20 protein-coding genes are annotated in these 23,475 nt (G+C 42.5%); 9 read left to right on the forward strand and 11 right to left on the reverse strand.

The genetic code is table 11. The annotated features are described in order from the left end of the window. Positions 1–198: 198 nt before the first annotated feature. Positions 199–2,061, forward strand: coding sequence for a GGDEF domain-containing protein (locus tag CCS90_RS09820; RefSeq protein WP_099019355.1), 1,863 nt, complete (start codon positions 199–201; stop codon positions 2,059–2,061). Between the two features lie 84 nt (positions 2,062–2,145). Here CCS90_RS09820 and CCS90_RS09825 read toward each other — a convergent pair whose 3' ends face one another. The 5 genes from CCS90_RS09825 to CCS90_RS09845 form a co-directional block, all read right to left on the reverse strand. Then, positions 2,146–4,368, reverse strand: coding sequence for an NADP-dependent isocitrate dehydrogenase (locus tag CCS90_RS09825; protein ID WP_099019356.1), 2,223 nt, complete (start codon positions 4,366–4,368; stop codon positions 2,146–2,148). 90 nt (positions 4,369–4,458) lie between these two features. Further along, positions 4,459–5,235: an N-formylglutamate amidohydrolase gene (locus CCS90_RS09830; RefSeq protein WP_099019357.1), complete on the reverse strand. Its 777-nt coding sequence runs from the start codon at positions 5,233–5,235 to the stop codon at positions 4,459–4,461. Beyond that, on the reverse strand, positions 5,232–6,758 hold the full coding sequence (gene hutH, locus CCS90_RS09835) for a histidine ammonia-lyase (protein WP_099019358.1): 1,527 nt from the start codon (positions 6,756–6,758) through the stop codon (positions 5,232–5,234). Before hutH ends, CCS90_RS09830 begins: the two co-directional genes overlap by 4 nt. Position 6,759: 1 nt before the next feature. Then, positions 6,760–8,430 (reverse strand): urocanate hydratase, encoded by a 1,671-nt coding sequence (hutU, locus tag CCS90_RS09840; RefSeq protein WP_099019359.1) that lies wholly within the window; start codon positions 8,428–8,430, stop codon positions 6,760–6,762. A gap of 50 nt (positions 8,431–8,480) precedes the next feature. Continuing rightward, the gene (locus CCS90_RS09845; RefSeq protein WP_099019360.1) at positions 8,481–8,975 is read right to left on the reverse strand and encodes a helix-turn-helix domain-containing protein; all 495 of its coding nucleotides are present in this window, start codon (positions 8,973–8,975) and stop codon (positions 8,481–8,483) included. A 174-nt stretch (positions 8,976–9,149) separates the two neighbouring features. Between CCS90_RS09845 and CCS90_RS09850 the strand changes: the two genes are divergently transcribed. The 3 genes from CCS90_RS09850 (at position 9,150) to CCS90_RS09860 (ending at position 12,453) form a co-directional block, all read left to right on the forward strand. Next, positions 9,150–9,752: a hypothetical protein gene (locus tag CCS90_RS09850; RefSeq protein ID WP_099019361.1), complete on the forward strand. Its 603-nt coding sequence runs from the start codon at positions 9,150–9,152 to the stop codon at positions 9,750–9,752. Positions 9,753–9,931: 179 nt separating this feature from the next. After that, positions 9,932–10,615 carry a tRNA (guanosine(46)-N7)-methyltransferase TrmB gene (gene trmB / locus CCS90_RS09855; protein ID WP_099019362.1) on the forward strand — a complete coding sequence of 228 codons (684 nt, stop codon included), beginning with the start codon at positions 9,932–9,934 and terminating at the stop codon, positions 10,613–10,615. Between the two features lie 5 nt (positions 10,616–10,620). Continuing rightward, the gene (locus tag CCS90_RS09860) at positions 10,621–12,453 is read left to right on the forward strand and encodes an SLC13 family permease (protein WP_211337007.1); all 1,833 of its coding nucleotides are present in this window, start codon (positions 10,621–10,623) and stop codon (positions 12,451–12,453) included. Here CCS90_RS09860 and CCS90_RS14950 read toward each other — a convergent pair. Beyond that, positions 12,437–12,607 (reverse strand): hypothetical protein, encoded by a 171-nt coding sequence (locus tag CCS90_RS14950; protein WP_162846796.1) that lies wholly within the window; start codon positions 12,605–12,607, stop codon positions 12,437–12,439. The genes CCS90_RS09860 and CCS90_RS14950 overlap by 17 nt on opposite strands. A gap of 178 nt (positions 12,608–12,785) precedes the next feature. Between CCS90_RS14950 and gpmA the strand changes: the two genes are divergently transcribed. Together gpmA and dxs are read left to right on the forward strand one after the other, a co-directional pair. Next, the gene (gene gpmA / locus CCS90_RS09865) at positions 12,786–13,532 is read left to right on the forward strand and encodes a 2,3-diphosphoglycerate-dependent phosphoglycerate mutase (RefSeq protein ID WP_099019364.1); all 747 of its coding nucleotides are present in this window, start codon (positions 12,786–12,788) and stop codon (positions 13,530–13,532) included. A gap of 21 nt (positions 13,533–13,553) precedes the next feature. Beyond that, positions 13,554–15,440: a 1-deoxy-D-xylulose-5-phosphate synthase gene (gene dxs, locus CCS90_RS09870; protein ID WP_099019365.1), complete on the forward strand. Its 1,887-nt coding sequence runs from the start codon at positions 13,554–13,556 to the stop codon at positions 15,438–15,440. Positions 15,441–15,463: 23 nt separating this feature from the next. Here the strand turns inward: dxs and CCS90_RS09875 are convergent, their stop codons facing one another. Further along, positions 15,464–16,045, reverse strand: coding sequence for a hypothetical protein (locus CCS90_RS09875; RefSeq protein WP_099019366.1), 582 nt, complete (start codon positions 16,043–16,045; stop codon positions 15,464–15,466). A 24-nt stretch (positions 16,046–16,069) separates the two neighbouring features. Next, positions 16,070–16,741 carry a RadC family protein gene (gene radC, locus CCS90_RS09880; RefSeq protein ID WP_099019367.1) on the reverse strand — a complete coding sequence of 224 codons (672 nt, stop codon included), beginning with the start codon at positions 16,739–16,741 and terminating at the stop codon, positions 16,070–16,072. Positions 16,742–16,863: 122 nt separating this feature from the next. On the opposite strand from radC, the gene dut reads away from it, so the two are divergent. From dut to CCS90_RS09895, 3 genes are read left to right on the forward strand one after another with little or no spacing between them, the layout of a single operon-like run. Continuing rightward, on the forward strand, positions 16,864–17,346 hold the full coding sequence (gene dut, locus CCS90_RS09885) for a dUTP diphosphatase (RefSeq protein WP_442757008.1): 483 nt from the start codon (positions 16,864–16,866) through the stop codon (positions 17,344–17,346). Next, positions 17,346–19,751: a phosphomannomutase/phosphoglucomutase gene (locus CCS90_RS15165; RefSeq protein ID WP_306475079.1), complete on the forward strand. Its 2,406-nt coding sequence runs from the start codon at positions 17,346–17,348 to the stop codon at positions 19,749–19,751. Before dut ends, CCS90_RS15165 begins: the two co-directional genes overlap by 1 nt. 27 nt (positions 19,752–19,778) lie before the next feature. Then, on the forward strand, positions 19,779–20,327 hold the full coding sequence (locus CCS90_RS09895; protein WP_099019368.1) for a cytochrome b: 549 nt from the start codon (positions 19,779–19,781) through the stop codon (positions 20,325–20,327). An 81-nt stretch (positions 20,328–20,408) separates the two neighbouring features. Here the strand turns inward: CCS90_RS09895 and CCS90_RS09900 are convergent, their stop codons facing one another. From CCS90_RS09900 to CCS90_RS09910, 3 genes are all read right to left on the reverse strand, one after another. After that, positions 20,409–21,836: a PH domain-containing protein gene (locus tag CCS90_RS09900; protein WP_162846797.1), complete on the reverse strand. Its 1,428-nt coding sequence runs from the start codon at positions 21,834–21,836 to the stop codon at positions 20,409–20,411. Between the two features lie 80 nt (positions 21,837–21,916). After that, positions 21,917–22,396 carry a PH domain-containing protein gene (locus CCS90_RS09905; RefSeq protein WP_099019370.1) on the reverse strand — a complete coding sequence of 160 codons (480 nt, stop codon included), beginning with the start codon at positions 22,394–22,396 and terminating at the stop codon, positions 21,917–21,919. 79 nt (positions 22,397–22,475) lie between these two features. Further along, positions 22,476–23,369, reverse strand: coding sequence for an SPFH domain-containing protein (locus CCS90_RS09910; RefSeq protein ID WP_099019371.1), 894 nt, complete (start codon positions 23,367–23,369; stop codon positions 22,476–22,478). Between the last annotated feature and the right edge of the window lie 106 nt (positions 23,370–23,475).

Here is a 23,475-nt window from a genome sequence, read left to right on the forward strand (position 1 = left end):
TGCTGGTTTGAATTAAAAAGGACGAAAGTCAGAACCAACCCCAGAAAGCCTTATTCACCACCTTTTTTAGGCGATAAACAAGGCAGCGCATTTTAACCACAAATTGGCCGATTAATATCAACTTTTCAATGGGTCAACCAAGCCAATCCTAAATTCATCAGTTACAATGTCAAAATCCATAGGCAGGAACATGAATTTATGTCATTTAAGTTGCAGACCCTCGGCTTTGTTTTACTTCTAACGATTCAAGTGTTGAACCAAGCATCAGCAAGCACTGAAGACTTGGCACCGCAATACCAAAAGTTCAACAAAGACTTGGGAACCAACCCGCAACAGGTACTGAGCGACATGGCACTGATCGCCGTACCACCTGAAAACACCCACCTCAAAGCACAACATCACTATACATTGAGCCTGGCTTATTTAACCCTGGCCTACCCACAAAAATCATTGACTGAAGCCAACTTGGCACTGGATAACCTGGCAGAAAACCAAGCAGATTGGTTGTATCACAGCATCATGGTGGTTAAAACACAGGCGATGGAACTCTCTGGACAAGCCAAAGAAGCCCTGCCCCTGATTAAACAAACGGTAGAATGGGCAACAGAAAATAACAACAAAGAATTACTGATTGATGCTTTGGTCGGTTTGGGCTACATAGAAAACACATTGAGAGAACCAGTCAAAGCTTTGGATGCATTCATGCAAGCCTATGAATTGGCCCCAAGCAAAGATGCCATCGTCACCAAAAGCGCTATAGCCAGCAGCATCGCCTTGGTCTATGAGTACCGCAAAGAAAATGAATTGGCCATCCCCTACTTTCAAGAAGCCGTTGACTATCACCGGGCCTCAAAAAACTTACTAGAACTTTCAATTGCCCTTTATGGCCTTGGACGTGCCAATAAAAACATTGGAAAAAGTGAGTTGGGTACCAACCAATTGCAAGAATCACTGGACATTTCCAGGGCCATAGCCGATGACCAAGGTGTGGCGTATGCTTTAAAGGAACTGGCACCATTGCATTTTGAAAATGATCGAATCGATTTGGCTGAGTCGATGTTAATTGAAGCGGCTGAGTTATTTGAGCTGAGTGAAAATAACTTCATGTTGTTTGATGTCTATAAAACACTCACTGAATTGTACTTAAAGAAAAACGACATCATCAACGCTCAACTGAATTTAGACCAAGCCAAACGATACCTCAATCAAGAACGCATGCCCATGCAAAGCATTGGCTTAGAAGAAATTGAATCGAAACTACTGGCATCACAAGGCCAATACCAACTGGCATTCAATCAATTGATCAACACCGTGGGTAAAAAGCAAAAATTACAAGCCCAACAAAGCACCCGTCAATTACACGAATTAAGAACACAGTTCGAATTGGAGGAACAGGCCAATGCCAACCTGTTGTTAAGCCAAGAAAATGCGGTGCAAAAACTAAACCTGACCAAAGAAAAACAACAAAACCAAATCCTGATTATAGCCATCATTGCCACCACAGTTATTGTGCTGCTGCTGTTGTTGTTGGCGCTTAAATCCAGGAAACAAAAACAACTTTTATTTCAATCCGCCAATTTTGACAGTTTAACCCGCTTGGCCAATCGCTCTTATATATGGCAACAACTGGATCAGTACCATCAACAATTAAAAAGCCAACAAACCATATACCTGGCTATGCTCGATCTTGACCATTTTAAACAAATCAACGACCAGCTGGGCCATGATGTGGGCGATCAAGTTTTACAAGCCATGGGGAAAATCTGTCAGCAAAACATACAACCACCGAACTTGGTGGGAAGGTTTGGGGGTGAGGAGTTTTTACTGGCATTTATTGATATTGAATACAGTGAAATTCACACCATCATTGAAAACATCAGACAACAAGCCAAGCGCATCAACATTAAAAATGACCTCCAATGCCCCACCATTGGTTTTTCAGTCGGCATTGCGACATGCAAAGCTGATGACTCATTAAAAGAAAAAATCAAAGTTGCCGACTTGGCCATGTATGAAGCAAAAAACACGGGTCGCAACAAAACCGTATCAAGTCAATTGTAAAGCGCCTAAAATCCTTATTAAAAACCGATTTGGGCATTGAACCAACACAAGAGGCACCCAGTCAATAGGTGCCTCTTAACAAGTTTAAATTGAATCAATGATTTGATTAAAGGTTGAGCTGGGACGCATGGCTGCTTTTGCCAGTGCATCATTGGGCTGAAAATAACCACCGATATCAACTGGCGAACCTTGCGCATCAATCAACTCTTGTAAAATTTGAGCTTCATTGTTTTTCAAAGCTTCAAACACTTGAGTAAAAGTGGCTTTCAGTGCTGCATCTTCATCCTGTGCTGATAATGCCTTGGCCCAGTATTTGGTTAAATAATACTGTGAACCGCGATTATCCAATTCGTTGACTTTACGAGAAGGTGATTTATTGAAACTCAAATAGCGCTCATTGGCATCATCCAAAGCTGCAGCCAAAACTTTGGCCTGTTGGTTGTTGGTTTTTTCAGCGATGTCTTCCAAAGAAACAGCCAAAGCCAAAAACTCACCCAATGAATCCCAGCGCAGGTGACCTTCGGTCACAAATTGCTGGACATGCTTGGGTGCGGATCCGCCGGCGCCAGTTTCAAACAAACCACCACCGGCCAGCAATGGCACAATGGAAAGCATTTTGGCACTGGTGCCTAATTCTAAAATAGGGAACAAATCAGTTAAGTAGTCACGCAACACATTGCCGGTGACTGAAATGGTATCCAAGCCAGCAGTGACTCGTTCACAGGTATAACGCATGGCCGCTTTTGGATTCATTATTTTTATTTCTAAACCCGTGGTGTCATGATCCTGTAGATAGAGCTCCACTTTTTCAATCAAGTTGCGGTCGTGAGCGCGGTTTTCATCCAGCCAAAACACTGCAGCAGACCCCGTGTTTTTTGCCCGAGTCACTGCCAATTTAACCCAATCTCGAATGGGCAAATCTTTGGTTTGACAGGCTCGCCAAATATCACCTTGTTCAACTTCGTGTTGCATCAAGATTTCACCCGAAGAATTGACCACACGCATCATGCCATCGCTGGCCATTTCAAATGTTTTGTCATGTGAACCATACTCTTCAGCTTTTTGTGCCATCAAACCCACATTGCAAACATTGCCCATGGTGACCACATCAAATGCACCATGCTCTTTACAATAAGCAATGATTTCTTGATAAATGCCCGCATAGCTGCGATCTGGAATCATGGCTTTGGTGTCTTGAAGCTTGCCTTCGGCATTCCACATTTTAGCCGATGATTTAATAGCGGCAGGCATGGATGCGTCAATGATGACATCATTCGGCACATGTAGATTGGTGATGCCTTTGTCTGAATCAACCATGGCCAATGCAGGCTGATTGGCATAACAAGCCGCTATATCAGCTTTGATTTCGGCCTGTTTGGCTGCCGGTAATTCAGTGATTTTGTTATAGACACTGCCGATACCGTTATTGACTTCAACGCCGATTTTTTCAAATGTGGCGGCATGTTTTTTAAACACCTCTGCATAATAAACTTCAACCGAATGACCAAACATAATGGGGTCTGAAACTTTCATCATGGTGGCTTTTAGGTGTAATGACAACAAAACGCCAGATGATTTGGCATCCTTAATTTCTTTGGCAAAAAACTGACGCAAGGCACGCACACTCATACACGATGAATCAATCACCTCACCGGCTTGTAAAGCCACCGCTGATTTCATGACAGTGACCTGACCATCTGTTCCGACATGTTCAATACGAACCTCATCAGCTGCTGGCATCACATAGGATTGTTCACTGCCGTAAAAGTCATTGGCATCCATGTGGGCTACATGGGTTTTAGAATTTTTTGTAATGGCTCCTAAACGGTGCGGATTTTTTCTGGCATAAGCCTTAACTGCTGCCGCCACTCGTCGATCTGAATTTCCTTCGCGCAAAACTGGATTTACCGCGCTGCCCAATACATTGGCATATTTTGCCATGATGGCTTTTTCTTCTTCAGTCTCAGGATCCTCAGGACAATCAGGCAAATCATAACCAGCGGCTTGTAATTCTTTGATGGCTGCATTCAATTGCGGCACAGAAGCTGAGATATTTGGTAACTTAATGATGTTGGCTTCAGGTGTTTTTGCCAACACCCCCAACTGACCCAAAGCATCTTCACACTTTTGACCAGCCTTCAGCCGCTCAGGGAATTGAGCCAATATCCTGCTGGCCAATGAAATGTCCTTGGTCTCCACTTCAACATCTGCCTGCCCAGCAAATTTTTGTACTATGGGTAAAAATGAATAGGTTGCCAAAGCAGGCGCTTCATCAGTGATGGTGTAAATGATGGTTTGTTTTGTCATGTCCGCTCCAAATAAAGAAATGGCCCATAATCAATCCAGATTGCAGAGCCTAAAATTAGGAGCGGATTATAGCAAAATACAAGGTCTAATTCACTTCATCTTGAGTATAATTTTTTCAAATACAGAGCGCCAGAATTGGCGCAAATAATCTGCTTTGACTGACAGTTTTAACGCACCATCTAAATATGAACCCTTGGCATGTTCCAACTGAATGGCATGAATGTGCTTTTCGGGGTGACCATAATGCCGGGTAATGAACCCACCCTTGAAACGACCATTGCTGACGAAAGTGAAATTATTTTGACCCGCCAATTCAGTAAGCACCATGTCCTCCAATGGCTTCTCACAACTGCGGCCATCAAAGGTACCCACATTGATGTCAGGTAATTGTCCTTCAAAAAACCTTGGCACCTCGTCATCGATGCTGTGGGCATCAATCAAAACACAAAAACCAAATTGTTCTTTTGCCGATTGGATCAGCTCAGTCAATTGATCGTGATACGGTTGCCAGTACAACTCAATCCTACGATCTATTTCAGCTTGACCTGGCTCATGACCTGCTTGGTAGATTGACTGAAAATCAAATGTGCTGCTTGGACAAAGCGCTGTTTCAGCTTGATTGTGATACAAGGCTTTGCCATCAGCTGGGCGGTTCAAATCAATCACATGACGAGAATAATTGGCTTTGATTTTTGAATAGGCTAAATCCTCGAAATCAAATACCTCACCAATCAAATAATCGCGGTCCGTTGAATCCAACACCGCAGGATTCATCACTGACAAAACATCACTTGGAATCAGCGCACCATCATGCGGTACACTGATGACCAAGGGGGATTCTACTTGCCAAAGTTCAAATGGCTTCATTTCAACGATGGACACAATGCTGGCAAGAAAACATTTAATTGTCCCGACAACACCAATTGTTGCATGTGATTGATGTCAGGTGAAAGCAATCGGTCTTTGTCCAAAAAGGCCACATCTTCCCGTACTTTTTCATAAACAGCAAACAAGGCATCAGAGGTTCTTAGGCCTTGATGAAAATCTATGCTTTGACAAGCCGCCATCATTTCGATGCCTATGACAGCCGCTGAATTTTCAGCAATGTCAGTCAACTTTCTGGCTGCAAAAGTAGCCATACTGACGTGATCTTCTTGGTTGGCCGAAGTTGGAATGGTGTCAACACTGGCAGGGTGTGCAAAGGTTTTGTTCTCAGAGGCCAAAGCAGCAGCCGTCACATGAGCAATCATGAAACCAGAGTTTACGCCAGAATCAGGTACCAGAAAAGCCGGTAAACGACTCAATGACGGGTCAATCAACATGGCCAGCCTCCGTTCTGACATGTTGGCCATGTCGGTCACTGCTATACCCAAGAAATCAGCCACCAAAGCCACTGGCTCGGCATGGAAGTTACCACCCGACAACACATCACCTTCATCAGCAAACACCAAAGGATTGTCAGTTGCAGCATTGGCTTCAATCAACAATTTATCAGCCACATAATTGATGGTATCCAATATAGCTCCCATCACTTGTGGCTGGCAGCGCAAACAATAAGGGTCTTGCACCCGATCACAATCTTCGTGCGACACCACTATTTCACTGTCTTTCAACAAACCCCTGATGGCCCTGGCCACTTGTACCTGACCTGTTTGTCTGCGCGCTTGGTGAATACGCTCATCAAAAGGGGCCAACGAGCCTTTGGCCGCATCAATGGACAATGCACCCGTCATGATTGCAGCAGTAAAACAATTTTCAGCCAAAAACAATCCCTTCAATGCCAATGCGGTTGAAACCTGTGTGCCATTCAACAATGCCAACCCTTCTTTGGGACCAAGCTTAATGGGCTTGAGACCTGCCAGGTCCAAAGCCTCCATGGCTGGCATCACATAACCTTTGTAGTTAACTTCACTCAAACCTATCATGGCTGCCGTTAAATGAGCCAATGGAGACAGATCACCCGATGCACCTACCGATCCTTTTTCAGGAATGATTGGGTATATTTCATGGTTTATCATTTCCAACAACAACTTTAATGTGTTGGGGTGAATGCCAGAAACACCCTGCGACAAGCTCATGGCTTTCAATGCCATAATCAATCGGGTGGTATTTGTGTCAATGGGATTGCCCACACCGACAGCATGAGAAATCACTAAATTTCGCTGCAAGGTGTCTAATTCATCTTTGGCAATTTTTACGTTGGCCAATAATCCAAAGCCGGTATTAACTCCGTAAACCGTGCGATCAGATGCAGCCACTTCTTCAATGGTCTGACGAGAACGAATCACCCCTTGCAACATGTGGTCATCAACATCAATGTGAATCGGCGCCTGCCAAATTCCCCTTAAATCGGCCAAAGTAAAACCTTGGCTTGAAATTGTCATACTCATTTTATTTCTCCATTGCCTGTTTTGACAACATAGGCAAATTCAACCCGTATTCACGGGCACATTTTTCAGCCATTGCATAACCCGCATCGGCATGACGCATCACACCTGTGGCCGGGTCATTCCATAATACGCGTTCAATTCGTTTGGCAGCTGCATCGCTGCCATCACAACAAATCACCACACCTGAGTGCTGAGAGTAACCCATACCCACGCCACCTCCATGATGCAAGGATACCCAAGTGGCACCACCTGCCGTGTTCAACAAAGCATTCAACAAGGGCCAATCCGAAACCGCATCGGAACCGTCTTTCATGCTTTCCGTTTCACGGTTAGGGGACGCCACAGAACCTGAGTCCAAATGATCACGCCCAATCACCACAGGTGCTTTGAGTTCGCCCGTCTTGACCATTTCATTAAAGGCCAAGCCTAATTTATGGCGCTGACCCAATCCCACCCAACATATTCGAGCGGGCAAGCCTTGAAATTGGATGCGCTCTCTGGCCATGTCCAACCAATTATGCAGATGAGGATCATCTGGAATCAATTCTTTCACTTTGGCATCGGTTTTATAAATGTCTTCTGGATCACCTGACAAGGCCACCCAACGGAATGGCCCCACCCCGCGGCAAAATAAGGGCCGGACATAAGCCGGAACGAATCCTGGAAAATCAAAAGCATTTTCTACCCCAACATTAAAAGCTTCTTGCCTGATGTTGTTACCATAATCAACTGTTGGAATGCCCAAAGCGTGAAAATCCAACATGGCCTGAACTTGCACGGCCATTGATTTTCTGGCTTCTTTGGCCACCCGCTGCGGGTCGTCTTTAGCGGCTTTTCGCCATTGTTCTACACTCCAGTTTTGCGGCAAATAACCATTGACTGGGTCATGTGCTGAAGTCTGGTCAGTAACCAAGTCAGGCCGTATGCCAGACTGATACATTTGTGGAAAAACATCTGCTGCGTTGCCTAATAATCCGATGGAAATGGCTTGACCCTGTTCAATCGCCTGATTCAACAATGACATGGCCTCATCCACCGAACGCGCTTTTTTATCTACATAGCCAGTTTTTAATCTAAAGTCTATGCGCGTCTCATCACATTCAACTGCAATCATGGAGTAACCTGACATGGTTGCAGCCAGAGGCTGGGCGCCACCCATGCCACCCAAGCCACCAGTTAACACCCATCTACCAGCTGTGTCACCTTGAAAGTGTTGACGACCCGCTTCAACAAATGTCTCATAGGTACCTTGTACAATGCCTTGTGAGCCGATGTATATCCATGAACCAGCGGTCATTTGTCCATACATCATCAATCCCTTTTTATCCAACGCATTGAAATGCTCCCAATTGGCCCAATTGGGTACCAGGTTAGAATTGGCAATCAACACCCTCGGCGCATCTGCATGGGTTCTGAAAACCCCTACAGGTTTACCCGATTGAACCAACAAGGTTTCATCATCTTCCAACTGTTTCAATGATTCAACAATGGCATCATAACAATCCCAATTTCTGGCCGCCTTGCCAATACCGCCATAAACCACCAAATCCTCTGGCCGTTCAGCCACGTCGGGATCTAAATTATTCATCAACATCCTTAATGGCGCTTCAGTTAACCATGACTTTGCATTCAGCTGGGTTCCGGTTGGTGCTTTGATTATTCGATCAGTCATACTTCTCTCTTGTTTGTTTTAATTTATTAAGGTTTTTTAATGAACGTCACTCATCGCTTATTTTGTTCATTGAATCGGGTTAGCAGGTCTTTCTTTTTCAAACCATTGATCGCCGCAACCAACACTTGATACAAGTCGGTACCGATTTCTGCGGATAGATCTGCATAAACTTTTTCTAATGAATTTTCATTCAACAGCTTGGCTTGTTCATTGCCCAAGCGGGTTAATGAATACAACAACCGCCGTTTATCGTTGGCATCTTGCTGAACCTCAATCAACCCCAATTTCAATAGCCTGGGCAGTTTTTGCTTCACCAACTGGTGCGATTGTTTCAGTGACTTGGACAAATCTGCCAATGAGGCTCCTGCTTTATCAATCAAGTTATTTTGATTGAGGTAATGAATAATAGAACAAGATTTTACAGGCACCACAATACCCAGTGATTCATAAATGGGTTTGATTTGCACACTGATCAGATTACCTAAATCATCGGCATGTTTACCAATGAAAGATCGGACCACTGATTGATTGTTTAAGTGATTCATTTTCGAATTATATGCAATATATTGCGCAACATGTTACATATTTTCTCATTGTGTCATATCTGGGTCAATATATGATTTTATTTTTACCCAATTAAAAAGGATATCGAGCTTTATTCTTGTAATGAGAATGATTATCATTATAATCTATATTTTAACATTCAATTGATTGATAAAATGACTTGGCAACTGACTTTAATAAACAACCACCGGCAAAGCAATGAATGTTGTTTAAAGATGACCCAACTAAAAAGAAACCGAATACTCAGACAGTGGTTTGGCCCAATGGCATGGCAACTATTTAAATCAGTGACCGGCGACAAAACAACACCGGTCTGCCACAATGAAAAAGTTCTGTTGGACAAACAAACGGCTCAATCATTTTTGATTGAAGCCAGTTTCTTCCATCAAAAATGCTTACAACTTTATCAAATCAATAGCGACCTCAAAAGCAAAGGGCTGGTGCCCAGCCAAGAATTGTGCGAATTGTTGTTGTACCTCAGAATGACCACTCAACACCCCAGCCATCAAATCATCAGCTTGTTGGCTGATTGCCATTTTCCATGCAACTTGAGTTTTGACAGAGCACTTAAAGCCTTATTAAACGCCCAATTAATACAAAAAATTGTCTGCTTGCCTTTTATATTTTATGACAAAAACCCATACCCACATGATCATGTCTTTGATCAGACGAGTCAATCCTTAACAGACCATGACAACATAAAAATAATCCATGACCACCAAATGATCATCCAACACCATGCAGAACCTTGTTTGTAACCACAGACATAATCATTGTTTAATGAGAAGATTTGCTGAAGCATAACGCATCAATCACCTACTGTATTCAGTCTAATAATCTTTGGTATGGTTTAACAATCCGTCCAGTGCAAAAGAAAACAATGGTCAAGTGATGTTAACTTTCTGTAAAATGAGCTGATTCAAACGAACCACATCACATGAAATTCGAATCAACTGATCGGCAAATTCGCAGCTTTGTATTGAGAAAAGGAAAAATGACTGTGGGCCAAAAAAAGGCGGTTGAAGAATTGATGCCGGTTTTTGCTTTTGACCCCAAAGAAAAAATAGATTTCACAACCTTGTTTGGCAACGACCACCCTGTTTGGCTTGATATTGGCTTTGGTAACGGTGAATCAATTATCCATGCCGCTCAAAAATACCCAGAAGTTAACTTTTTGGGCATTGAAGTTCACTTACCAGGCGTGGGTCATTTATTGATGGCCATCAAAGAATTTAACTTAAAAAATGTGCGCATCATCCGCAACGATGCCGTCGATATGCTGAACCTTTTTATCCAAGACCATTCACTGTCAGCCATTCATGTCTATTTCCCTGACCCTTGGCACAAAAAGCGTCATCACAAAAGAAGAATCATGAGCCAAGAATTTTTAGATTTGATTCGACCTAAATTAAGACCCAGTGGCCGCTTGCATTATGCTTCTGATTGGGAGCCTTATGCAATTGAAGTTCAAGCATTGTTGGCTGAAAATTCATGGCTGACTAACCAACAACCAGACAATGGGTTTGCTGACCGCCCTGACTGGCGACCCATCACTAAATTTGAACGCAGGGGCATCAAACTTGACCACGGTACTTATGACTTAATCATGACCAAAACCTAATGGAAATGCTGCCACTGACCAATGAAATGCTTATGGTTTTTGCCATTTTGGCATATACCGTGCTGATGTTCATTACAGAAGTGATTCGAATTGATGTGGCAGCCTTATTGATTTTGGTTATGCTTGGATTGTCTGGCCTGGTTCCTGATGCACACCTGTTTGATGGCTTTGCATCCAATGCAGTGATCGCCATCATTGCTGTGATGATCTTGGGTGCCGGGTTGGATCGCACCGGTGTGATGACAGCGGTGGCCAATTTTATTTTAAAAATTGGCGGTAAAACCGAAAAGTCGGTGATGCCAGTGGTTTCATTGACGGTCGGAGGCATTTCAGGTTTCATGCAAAATGTGGGTGCCACAGCCTTATTTTTGCCCGTGATGAGTAAAATTTCCAGTGCTGCTGAATTACCCATTTCTCGCTTACTGATGCCCATGGGCTTTTGTGCCATATTGGGTGGTACCGTCACAATGGTGGGTTCATCACCATTGATTTTGCTTAATGATTTGATTGAAACCTCTAATCGCTCCTTACCACCTGGGGCTGATACCATGGAATCATTTGACTTGTTTGCCACCACGCCAATTGGCTTGGCATTACTGGCAAGTGGTGTTTTGTACTTTTTGTTGATAGGTCGTTTCTTATTACCACAAGCAAAAGAAATGTCTCACATCAACAACCACAAATCCGACAGTTATTTTCGCGACACTTATGGCATTGACAAAAACATCACGGAAATGATTGTCAATAAAGACAGTCCGTTGGTTGGTAAAATGATTCAGGAATTGGAGTTTGATAACCACATCCCGAACATCGTGGCCTTATTTACCGAAGGCGAATCGATGTTATCCCCACCAAGAAGCAAATTCATTTGGAATGGCGCCATCTTGGGTGTTATGGGCAGCGCAGATCAGGTCAAAGATTTCGCAGAAGAATTTAACTTAACGGTCTTACCCAAATTAAAACAATTTAAATTAGACTTCAACCCATCCATTTCTGGCACTTCTGAAGCTGTGGTAGTCCCCGGTTCCAGGTATTTAGGGGTTAAACTGTCAGAATTTCATTTTCGCAAAGAATTTGCCATTACCATATTGGCTGTTTCAAGAAGCAATCGCATTTACACCGGTGAAGAAATGTATGACCTGGAATTGCAATTAGGCGACACCTTCATTATTCATGGTCGATGGACCGATCAAATGGGATTGGGACGTTCTCGCAATGTAGCATTGGTCAGTGACATTCCTGCAGAACCACAACGCCCGCAAAAAATCCCTTTTGCCCTGTTATTTTTCGCACTCAGTTTAAGCTTGGTAATTTTTACCGATTTGAAATTGTCACTGTCTTTATTGACTGGTGCGATAGGTATGATTATTTTTGGTGTATTGAATATGGATGAAGCCTATCGGGCTGTGAGCTGGAAGACGGTATTTTTGCTGGCCTGTTTGATTCCATTGGGCTATGCCATGGAACATACAGGAGCAGCGGCTTGGATTGCACAAAACGTGATTCAAATTCTAGGTACCGTACCGCAAATCGTCTATCAATTGGCCATTGCCTGCTTAGCCACCTTGTTTTCTTTGGTGATGTCCAATGTAGGCGCCACTGTCTTATTGGTTCCATTGGCCATCAACATAGCCTTAGAAACTGGAGGCAATCCTGTGGTTTATGCTTTGATCGTCGCGATATCAACTTCCAATGCGTTCCTGTTACCAACGCATCAAGTTTCCGCATTAATCATGGGACCTGGCGGCTACAGTGTGAAAGACTTTTTGAAAGTGGGCAGCCTGATGACCCTCATATTTATCGCTGTTTCTTTGCCTATGATTAACTGGCTTTTTTGATGGAACAGGCCTGTTGTATTTTCAGTTGAAACAATTCACTCAATAACTTCTTACTACGTAAATCCATGCCTTTTTTACAATAACTACACTCTGCCAATTGATTGATGATGGCTTCTATTTCTTTCATGATTTGTTTTAATTCCAATTCGTTCATAACTGATATTCCAGAGAATGTAGGAACCATCATATAAAAAGCACCAATAACTGACTATGGCAAAACACCGACTCTGTTGTAAGAAATTATAGACACCGCACCCCTCATAATGCTGTAGAATCAGCTGTCATTTCATCCTTTCATGGTATAATTGGCGTTTTATTATCAAAGTCGATTAATGATTAAACTTGTACTGTTAAGACATGGTGAAAGCGAATGGAACTTGGCCAATAAATTCACTGGATGGAAAGATGTTGATTTAACTCCCAATGGAGTGGCCCAAGCCAACTCAGCTGGACAATTATTGGCCGAAGCTGGGTTTCAATTTGATCAAGCCCACACATCAGTATTAAAAAGAGCCATCAAAACATTGAACATTACTTTAGAAGTGATGGATCAATTGTGGCTACCGGTAACCCGCTCTTGGCGTTTGAATGAAAGACATTATGGCGCCTTACAAGGGCTAAACAAAGCCGAGACTGCTGAAAAATATGGTGATGACCAAGTTCACATATGGCGCAGAAGCTATGACATTCCACCACCAAAACTAGACTGGGATGATGAGCGCAACATCGCTGGCGACAGAAGGTATGCACACCTAGACAAAGAGCAGATCCCATTAGGCGAATGCCTGAAGGATACGGTCGAGCGCGTCTTGCCATACTGGCACCAAAACATTGTGCCAGACCTGAAGGCCGGAAAAAGGATTGTTATAGCAGCCCATGGCAATTCATTGCGTTCGCTGGTTCAATATTTAGACCAAGTCTCAAAAGAAGAAATTTTAAAGCTCAACATTCCGACAGGTGTTCCACTTGTTTATGAATTAGACGATGACTTAACACCCATCAAAAGTTACTACCTTGGCAACCAAGACGAATTGGCTGAAGCCATGAACGCTGTGGCCAATCAAGGAAAATCTCAATAACCCCAATGGTATGAGTGAATCATGAACAAAAAATACCCACTACTTGATGAAATCAACTTACCAGAAGATTTACGTCAATTAAAAAAATCACAACTGACGCAAACTGCGGATGAATTGCGACAGTTTCTCATTGATGAAATTTCACAGTGTGGTGGTCATTTTGGTTCTGGTTTAGGTACCGTAGAACTAACCGTGGCATTACACTATGTGTTTAACACGCCGCATGACCGCATCGTTTGGGACGTTGGACACCAAGCCTATCCGCATAAAATATTGACTGGCAGAAAACATCAATTACAAACCATCAAGAAAAAACATGGTTTGGCACCTTTTCCCAAAAGGACTGAAAGCGAATACGATACATTTGGAGTAGGACATTCATCCACTTCAATTGGTGCCGCACTGGGCATGTCTTTAGGCAGTCAAATTGCGGGCACTGAACGAGAAGTGGTGGCGGTGATCGGTGACGGAGCCATGACTGCTGGTATGGCTTATGAAGCTTTGAATCATGGCGGTGAACTTGACACCAATATGTTGGTGGTACTGAATGAAAACGAAATGTCTATTTCTCCGAATGTAGGTGCCTTATCCCGCATGTTAATCAAAATAGTCAGTGGCAGAACATACAATCGCATGCGTGAACGTTCAAAACGCATCATGCGTCGGGGTTCATGGTTATGGAAATTCATGTCTCGATGGGAAGAACACACCAAAGGCATGTTTGTTCCCAACACCTTGTTTGAAGAGTTGGGCTTCCATCATTTAGGCCCCATCGATGGTCATGATGTTGAGCAATTGGTTGAAAAACTTGAAATAGCCAAAGAAATTGACGGCCCTAAGCTGCTGCACATCATCACCAAAAAAGGCAAAGGTTACAAACCTGCTGAAGAAGACCCCATTAAATACCATGCTGTCGGTCAGTTTGACCCAGCTGTCGGCATTCAATCAAAATCACAACCCTCCACACCCAGTTACACTGAAGTTTTCGGTCAATGGCTGTGTGACATGGCAAGAATCGATTCTAAAATGGTTGCCATTACTCCAGCCATGCGCGAAGGGTCTGGTTTGGTTGAATTTTCCAAATTATTTCCCAAAAGGTATTTTGATGTTGGCATTGCTGAACAACATGCCGTTACATTGGCCGCGGGCATGGCCTGTGAAGGGATTAAACCTGTGGTTGCCATTTATTCTTCCTTCTTACAAAGGGCCTATGATCAATTAATTCATGATGTGGCCATTCAAAATTTAGATGTGCTGTTTGCCATTGACCGGGGTGGCGTGGTAGGCCCGGATGGAGCCACCCATGCAGGCAATTTGGACATCAGTTTTTTAAGGTGCGTTCCCAACATGACCATCATGGCCCCAGCTGATGAAAACGAATGCAGACAAATGCTGTATACAGGTTACCAACACAAGGGTCCCGCAACCGTCAGATACCCCAGAGGCAAGGGCCCCGGCTCTGCCATTTTACCTAAGATGGCCACCATTCCATTGGGTGAAGCAAAAGTGATCAGAAAAGGTGCCAAAGAAATTGCCATTTTGTCATTTGGTGCTTTATTAAACCAAGTCACTGCCGTGGCTGAAAAACTTGATGCCACAGTGGTCAACATGCGGTTCATTAAGCCCATTGATCGCAACATGATACAAAAAATGGCACTGAAACACAGCCTCATAGTGACAATAGAAGACAATGTGATTCAAGGTGGCGCAGGCAGCCATGTCAATGAAGTTTTACACCAGCTTAAAATTCAGACACCGGTATTGAACCTGGGCCTACCCGATCATTTTCAGGACCATGGAACCAGGGAAGAATTGTTGGAAGAAGCGGGTTTATCTGCAGAGTCAATAAGCAAACAAATCAATCAATTTATTGAAAAGAAACTGACCACTAAAATGTATTCCATTTAATGGGGTCGAAGGCTGTTATGAGATTACTCGTAAGTATTGCGTGACAGAATGTAGTGGGTCATTTCATGGTCAGGATAATGCCATTTCAGGTAGTTTTTATAACCTGAAGTTTTCTTATCAACGCCCTTTTCTTCAAAGTAATTGATGATGGCCACCAAAGCATCGACAAACTCAGGCAGTTCACATTCCTTTCTGATCATGTTATTGATGATGTAAATGGCATTGTTCTCAAATCCATTGGCAGCAAAAACCACAGAAAGTTTAACCAAGGTTTCGTCATCGATTTGGATCCGACCCTGAGTGGTTGTCATGTACTTAACAAAGTCGTTATGCACTTTCTCACCGGACACATCAAATTGCATTTGCAGGTTGAAATAATCTATAGCAGCTTCATGATGCATGTCGTCAAATGGAATGTATTTGCCATACTCAAATCGCAAACGAGCCAAATCTAAGCTGTTAGGGTATTTTTTGAATGTTTTTGCCAATATTTTTAAGGCTTTTTTATAATTACCTTTTTCTATATATTTTTCAGCTCTGGCAACTGGATTTAATCGATTTCCAAACACTTCTGTAATATGTTGATTCAGTATTATTGAAGACATAGCATATCAAAAACCAACAATAATTCATATCATTTGATTTGCCGCCATGGAAAATGTTTGATTGATGCCCACAATAAAATGATCCAAAACTTTTACATCTATCAACAACAAGGTTTTTTTTAGTTGTACGGTCAAAGTCACATCAGACTGACTTGGCGTCACATCTCCCGAAGGATGGTTGTGAGCAAATATGACCGCTGCAGCATTGAGTTTTAGACAGTATTGAGCCACCGTGCGTGGATACACCTGAGCTGAATTAATGCTACCACTGAATAAGTATTCAAATTTAATCAATTGATTTTTGCTGTTGAGAAACAGCGCCCCAAACTGCTCATGTTGGGTGTTTGTAAAATTTGCCAACAAAAAAGCTTCCACCACTTCAGGATCAGAGAACACCGTTTTAGGATCAAATCCTTCGTTAATGGCTCGTTTAACCAGTTCGCTGGCTGCTTTTAATTGTGCATATTTAGCCAAGCCTAAACCATGCATGTCGGTAAACTCAACCAAGGATGATTCAATAATTGATTTTACGCTGCCAAAATGCACCAACAAATCTCGAGCCAGCTCAATGACTGGTTTCCCTGCAACCCCTGTTCTCAGGAATATGGCCAATAACTCGGCATCAGTTAAGTATTCAGCTCCTTGCGAAACCAATTTTTCCCGAGGCATTTGTCTGTGTAAAGGATTGTTTAACATGACAATTAATGACAAAAATGAATATGTTAGCGCTGCAGACAACTGATATCTGTCAATATCTTCCTACAGTTGTGTACGAATGCATAACGATTGGCGATTTTATTCATTGTAGTTTAAAATCAATGCTTTTTATTCATCAAGACAATGGCATGAAATCTATTGATTTAAAGATTGTAGATCAAAAATTTACTGAAGAATTTGGTACACCTGAGTATTCAACTGAAGGTTCAGCTGGCATGGATTTACGCGCTTGTCTTGAAGAATCATTGACAATCAATCCAGGTGAAACCCACCTCATTCCGACTGGCATATCCATCCACATCAGTGACTCTCAATTGGCTGCAGTTATATTACCAAGGTCTGGTCTGGGTCATAAACATGGTTTGGTCTTAGGCAATTTGGTCGGTTTAATCGATTCAGACTATCAGGGACAACTGTTTGTGTCTTGTTGGAACCGTTCAGACATTGCTTATACGGTTGATCGCGGTGCGCGCATTGCACAGCTGGTCTTTTTACCTGTCGTTCAAGTTAAATTAAATCAAGTTGATTCTTTTGACGACAGTTCAAGAGGCCATGGTGGCTTTGGTCACACGGGAGTGAAATAATGGATATAAAGAAACTATTAGAAAAAATGAATTTTTCAAAAAAAGACAAGACAGATGAGGTTGACAGTGATGCTGAAACGAGCATCACTAAAAAATTAAAACCCTTGGTTAAGTTTGAAGATGAGGTGTTTTGGACTTCAGCCTTTCTGACTTCTTTGCTTTTGTTGTTGTTTTTTGCTTATATCATGAAAAACAACTGGGTTGAGACCAGGGCGCTCAGTCAACTCACTGATCAAAGCGAGGATTTAGTGGCTGCTGTTACCAAAAACGTCAATGATGTTTACCAATTGGCTGCCCAGACGATCAAAGACAATCCTGATGATGAACAACTTGCGCAAAAGCTCAAAGAGCAGCTTGGCACAGCACTCAGGGTACTCAGAATCACAGAACCTGTTGATAACATAGAACCTGAACCCAATTTTCCAGGTATTAATTTTGCCACTCTGGATATGATTAAAATAACCAGTGCCACCCAACAAGAGCAATTACCTGAAATTCATTTGTATGGTCACAAAGACCAATACCTTAATTATGTCTACATACAAAAACCCGAACAATCCTACATTGTAATCAGCTATCCGGTGGATTTAATCGTTAAAAAGCAGAAACTACAATTCGAAAACAGCGAACTGTCTTTGGTGCAAAAAGCGGGAGCTTGGAGCAGCGTGGTCTTACAAAAATGGGGTCATGTTGACCCCAGTTCGTCGCGAGACGCCAAGGAAATAAAAATTCCAAATTCCAATTTCTATGTCAATTACTCGGTAGAAAAGTCATATACCGGTTTATTCAGTATGACTCTATTGAGCAGCATCATTGCGACTTTTTCAGCTTTGATTTTAACCATAGCTACATTTATCAACAGAAAAGCAAAAATTGAAGAGCTAACGGCCATCAAAATCAAGCAACAAGAAGAGGAACCTGTATTTGTTCCCACCAGTAAAATGAACAAGGGCGAGGCATCAGAAGACAATGAAAAAGGTCATAAAAAACTGGGTCACCAAAATTCAATTGACGAACCATCAGGCAAAATGAAGTTACCTGACAGAACCATATTCAAAGCGTACGATATCCGAGGCATCGTAGACGAGACCTTAACGACAGATGCAGTGATTCAAATTGGGCAGGCCATTGGCACGGAAAACTTAAATCGTGGACGTCCATCCATTGTTGTGGCCAGAGACGGTAGACTGTCTGGCCCCACCTTATTAAAAGCGCTGATTCAAGGCATCCAACAAAGTGGCTGTGACGTCATCAATATCGGTGCGGTGCCCACGGGCGTCCTATACTTTTCAACCCATCATTTGGAAACTGGTTCAGGTGTGATGTTAACCGGTAGTCACAATCCTCCAAATTATAATGGCTTAAAAATCATGCTTGATGGCGAGACACTGGCAGGTAAATTAATTTCAAATTTGTATGACATGATTGCCGATGGCAACTTGAAATCTGGTGAAGGCAGCGTTCAAGAGTTGGACATTGCCGATGACTACATCGACTACATCAGTTCTGAAATACAATTGGAAAATGAACCCACTGTTGTGGTTGATTGTGGCAATGGCATTCCAGGCATCATTGCTCCAGAACTGTTGGAAGAGATTGGGTGTAATGTGATTCCATTACATTGCGACGTCGATGGACATTTTCCCAACCACCATCCTGACCCCAGTGTACCTGAAAACTTACAGGATTTGATTGCCACCTTAAAATCAGTGGATGCTGACATTGGCATCGCCTTCGATGGTGACGGTGATCGCTTAGGCGTAGTCACTAAGTCTGGTGAAATCATCAACCCAGATCGACTATTGATGTTGTTTGCCAAAGATGTGTTAAGCAGACAGCCAGGTTCCAGCATTATTTTCGATGTTAAATGTACTGGGCACTTACCTAAATCCATCGTTAAGAATGGTGGCATGCCAATTATGTGGAAAACAGGCCATTCATTCATGAAAGCAAAATTGAAGGAAACCAATGCGGCATTGGCAGGTGAGATGAGCGGGCATTTCTTTTTCAATGAACGTTGGTTTGGCTTTGACGATGGTATTTACGCAGCTGCCAGGCTGTTAGAGATATTGGACCAAGAGAAAGGCACCCCACAAGAAGTTTTTGACACATTACCAAACAGTGTCAACACCCCTGAGCTCAAAGTCCATATGAAAGAAGGCGAGCATTACTTATTCATGGATGAATTCATCAGTATCGCTGAATTTCCTGATGCCAAAATCACCACCATTGACGGCATACGTGCAGATTTTGCCTATGGCTGGGGACTGGTCAGGTGTTCAAATACCACGCCTTGTTTGGTCATCAGGTTTGATGCCGATGACGAAGCGTCGTTAGAGCGCATTAAAGAAGAATTCCGCAAGCAATTACTGGCGGTCAGTGACACCTTGGAATTGCCTTTTTAATTAACTTAAAGTAACACGAAAAACAACATGAATATAAAAGACACTGCGAATCACTATGGATTCATCTCACGACTCAATCATTGGCTGGGTGCACTCATCGTTATTGGTATGCTTGCCGTTGGTTTATATTTCAATGACATGCCTCGAGGTGACGAGAAATCATACTGGCTTAAATTACATATCGGTGTGGGTGGTCTGTTTTTTGTCTTTTTATGGTTCCGTGTTTTCTGGCGTGTATTTACTCAATCACCACAAGCTTTTGAGCAGAAAAAAACCCTAAAACGTTTGACTCAAATAGTTCACTGGGTTCTGTTGTTATCGGTTTTGATCATGGCACTCAGCGGTCCATTTTTAATTTGGAGCCGTGGCGCGCCCATCAATGTATTTGATTGGTTCAGCATTCCCAGCCCAATGGGTAAAATGCCTGACTTTCATGAATTGATGGAAGAAGTACATGCAATTGTTGCCAAGGTGTTGTTGGTAAGCATCATTATCCACACATTGGCAGTCATCAAACACCGCTTCATTGACAAAGACCAACTGTTGTCTCGCATGGTTAAATTTCTAAGAAAATAAAGTCGACAATTATGTGGATTAAATGTGGTTGTTAATGATTTCAATCATCTGTCACAATGGCATTTAATCTGTCTGGCCCAATCACCAAACAAACTTTGATTCACTGACTTTATCAGATAATTTGGCCATCAGCTTATCGGCTTTTTCCACATCTATATAATGTAAATTAATCTCTTGGGTAACTGGATTTGATCCAGCTGTGTCCACGGTCAATCGAGCCATTTTATTGCGTCGATCAAATGGCGTTTGTAAATATGATATATTCTGGATTTTGGCAATTTTTACCAGACTGAGGGTATGAAAAAAAACGCCGTGACGATAAGCTATGATTTGATCATTCACTGCATAGCCGGCTTTATTGATATACGCTTTTGCATACAAAAAAACCAGTGGTGTCAATAACAAAGGAGTTAACCCAATCCACTGGTAATAAAACACCAAAGGCAACATCGGAACCAAAACCAATAACATCATTCTTTTAAAGACTCGTTTCCAAGCCCTCGATTCAAGGTTCAGCCACTTAATGTCCTGCCAGTCCACTTCAGGTTGGATTTGAGCAATCAGTTGTTGGGCATTAAATTTTGAAACCAAGGGAGCAAGCCACTTCATGGTGATGCCACTTTGTTCTGTCACTCCACCCGCTGTTTCCATCTTTACACTGACCTTCTTAAAATAACGGTGTAACGGTGAATGTTTGATCTTAATCAATTGGATTCTTTTGATCGGAATATTGGCCGTTATTTTAGTTAATAACCCCATTTCCGCATGCAGGTTTTTATCGATTTTAGAAATTTTAAATTGGTACAATTTCAAAAAGGCCAATGCAATGGATGACAACCAAATTGTGACCATCATGACCACCACAAATGCCGCACCATATATCAGCCATTGAGTCAATGCCCATTGCTCTATATGCAGGTCACCAACAAATTTTTGCACCACATTGATAAATTTTTGGCGGTAAAAGTCGTTTTGTGAAAGTACCGAGCCCACAATACCAATCGGCACCAAAGCCTTGTGAGTAATAAACCCGTAACTGGTCACGTCTTTGTTACTCATTTGATACATCGGTTTGGAGTCATCAGCCGCTGAATCTACTGCCTCATCATGGTCAGAGTCCAGGTCAATGGCGGCGTTCTTTGCATGCACATTGGCTTTGTTTTTGATGACTTGCTGGATGTGTTTGATTTGCTCATCGGCCACCACACGAACCACCGCTTCAGGCTTGACCCCAGAAGCTGACTCAACTTGCAAAGTACCTACCTTGAAAAATTTATGCAGTAAATTTCTTTCAATATTGAGGTTTTGAATCCGCTCATATGGAACTTGCCTCAATGATTTAAATAAAATACCTTCTTTAACGACCAAGCGGTCCTCTTCCAACCAATAATGATAAAACCAAAATTGAACAATGGTAATGATTGATGCGAATGCAGCAATGCCAATGATGATCATGTCTTGTCGATCGCCACTGGTTCCAATGATGCCGAACAGTAAAGGCAAAACCATTTTCTTTACTGCTTCGATAAATAGAAACAAGGGGGAAATATTATGTAGCCTGTATCCTTTGGTTTTTAACTCCATAACGATTAAACCGTGTCTTCTGCTTGGTTGGTGTTGATCAATTCTTGTCGCAAATCAGCCGCATCCTCATGCAACAGTCCAGGTAACGTGATGGTGGCATTTCTGGTGCCAGCTGTGTGAACTACCAACTTACTCAAATCGAACCTGCGCTCTAAGGGCCCGGTGGTGATGTCTATGTGTTGCACCCGATTCCTTGGCACCATGTTTTGTTGTTGCCAAAACACCCCTTTGTGGATTTTCAGACCAGCGGCGGTTAATTGGTACTGGTAAGCCTTGTACCAATGCAATGAATACCAATGCACCAAGCCATAGCACACCAACCAAATAAATAAATAAGCGACCACTCGCAGTGGCCAAGCAAAATCCCAAAACACCGACGATCCTATAGTGAAAGGCACAGCAATCAACGCTGTCATGATGATTGCACTGATTCTAAAGACTTTTAAATAGCTTCTTTCCAATGATTTAAAATCAAATGTTTTCATGCAGGCAATTCCTTTTTAAGGTAAATAACAGAACCCAGTGAGTTAAAAACATCTCAACTCACTGGGGCCATTCAGGTGATTATTTATTGGGATCAGATAAATGCATCAATGGCAGTGGTTGTGGGGAGTCACTGTCTATAAAGTAAATTTTTGAAGCCGGATCTTTTGAAATGCTTTTCAATGCTTCTAAGGCTTGCAGTTTAACGTAATTGGGGTTGTTGCCGATGGCGGTATTGATTTTCTCAATTTCATACGCTTGGGCATCCGCCAATAGTCGACGTTTTTTGGCTTCTTCTTCAGCAGCTTTTCTTTGGGCTTCGGCCTGAGCCACCAATTGTTGCTGTTCAGTTCGATACCGTTCCAATTCAGCTTTTTGTTTCTCAACCTCTTGTTCCCGTTCTTTCTTCGCTTCAATCGCTTTGGTAATGAATGGTGGCAATGAAATGTCGCGAATCAGCACGGCAGAAACACTGATCCCTTTTGGCTCCAGGTAATCTGCCAGACCCAAGGTTAAATCAGTTTGTAATTGAACCTGAGTTTCCTCTAAGAAAAAATCTTCAGCCCGCTTAATTGACTTGCCCTGTTCTCTGAGCAACGAACGCAACTTCGGTACCAACTGAACATTAATCATACTTTCAGCATTACCTGTCTCTTTCAAAATGGTGCTGGCCATACCGCCATTCAAGCGGTACTGAACGCTCACCTCAATCGAAGTTTGTAATTGATCTTGTGATGGAACCTGCGCCCTTTCTTTGTGGGTTTGTTCTCTGACATCAAACTCATGAAATTTCAACAAAGGATTGACTGGAATGGTCAAGCCTTCAGGATAAGTGTCCGTTTGTACCTGACCAAATAAAGTGGCTACTGCCACATGTCCTACAGGCACACTGACCCAGAATCTTGATCCAATTAAAAACAACACCAGGATCAAAACCAGTGGGATAAACTTAGCTATGGATACTTTATCAGTCATACGCTTCTCTCAATTTTATAAAAAAATGATTGTACCAATAAATGTTAAGAAAGTCGCATGCATGAAGTCATATTAAAACCAATGTCTAATTTTTCATAACAACGAT

Origin of the sequence: Marinicella litoralis (genome assembly GCF_002591915.1) — a bacterium.
In the GTDB taxonomy this organism is placed as follows: Bacteria; Pseudomonadota; Gammaproteobacteria; order Xanthomonadales; family Marinicellaceae; genus Marinicella; species Marinicella litoralis.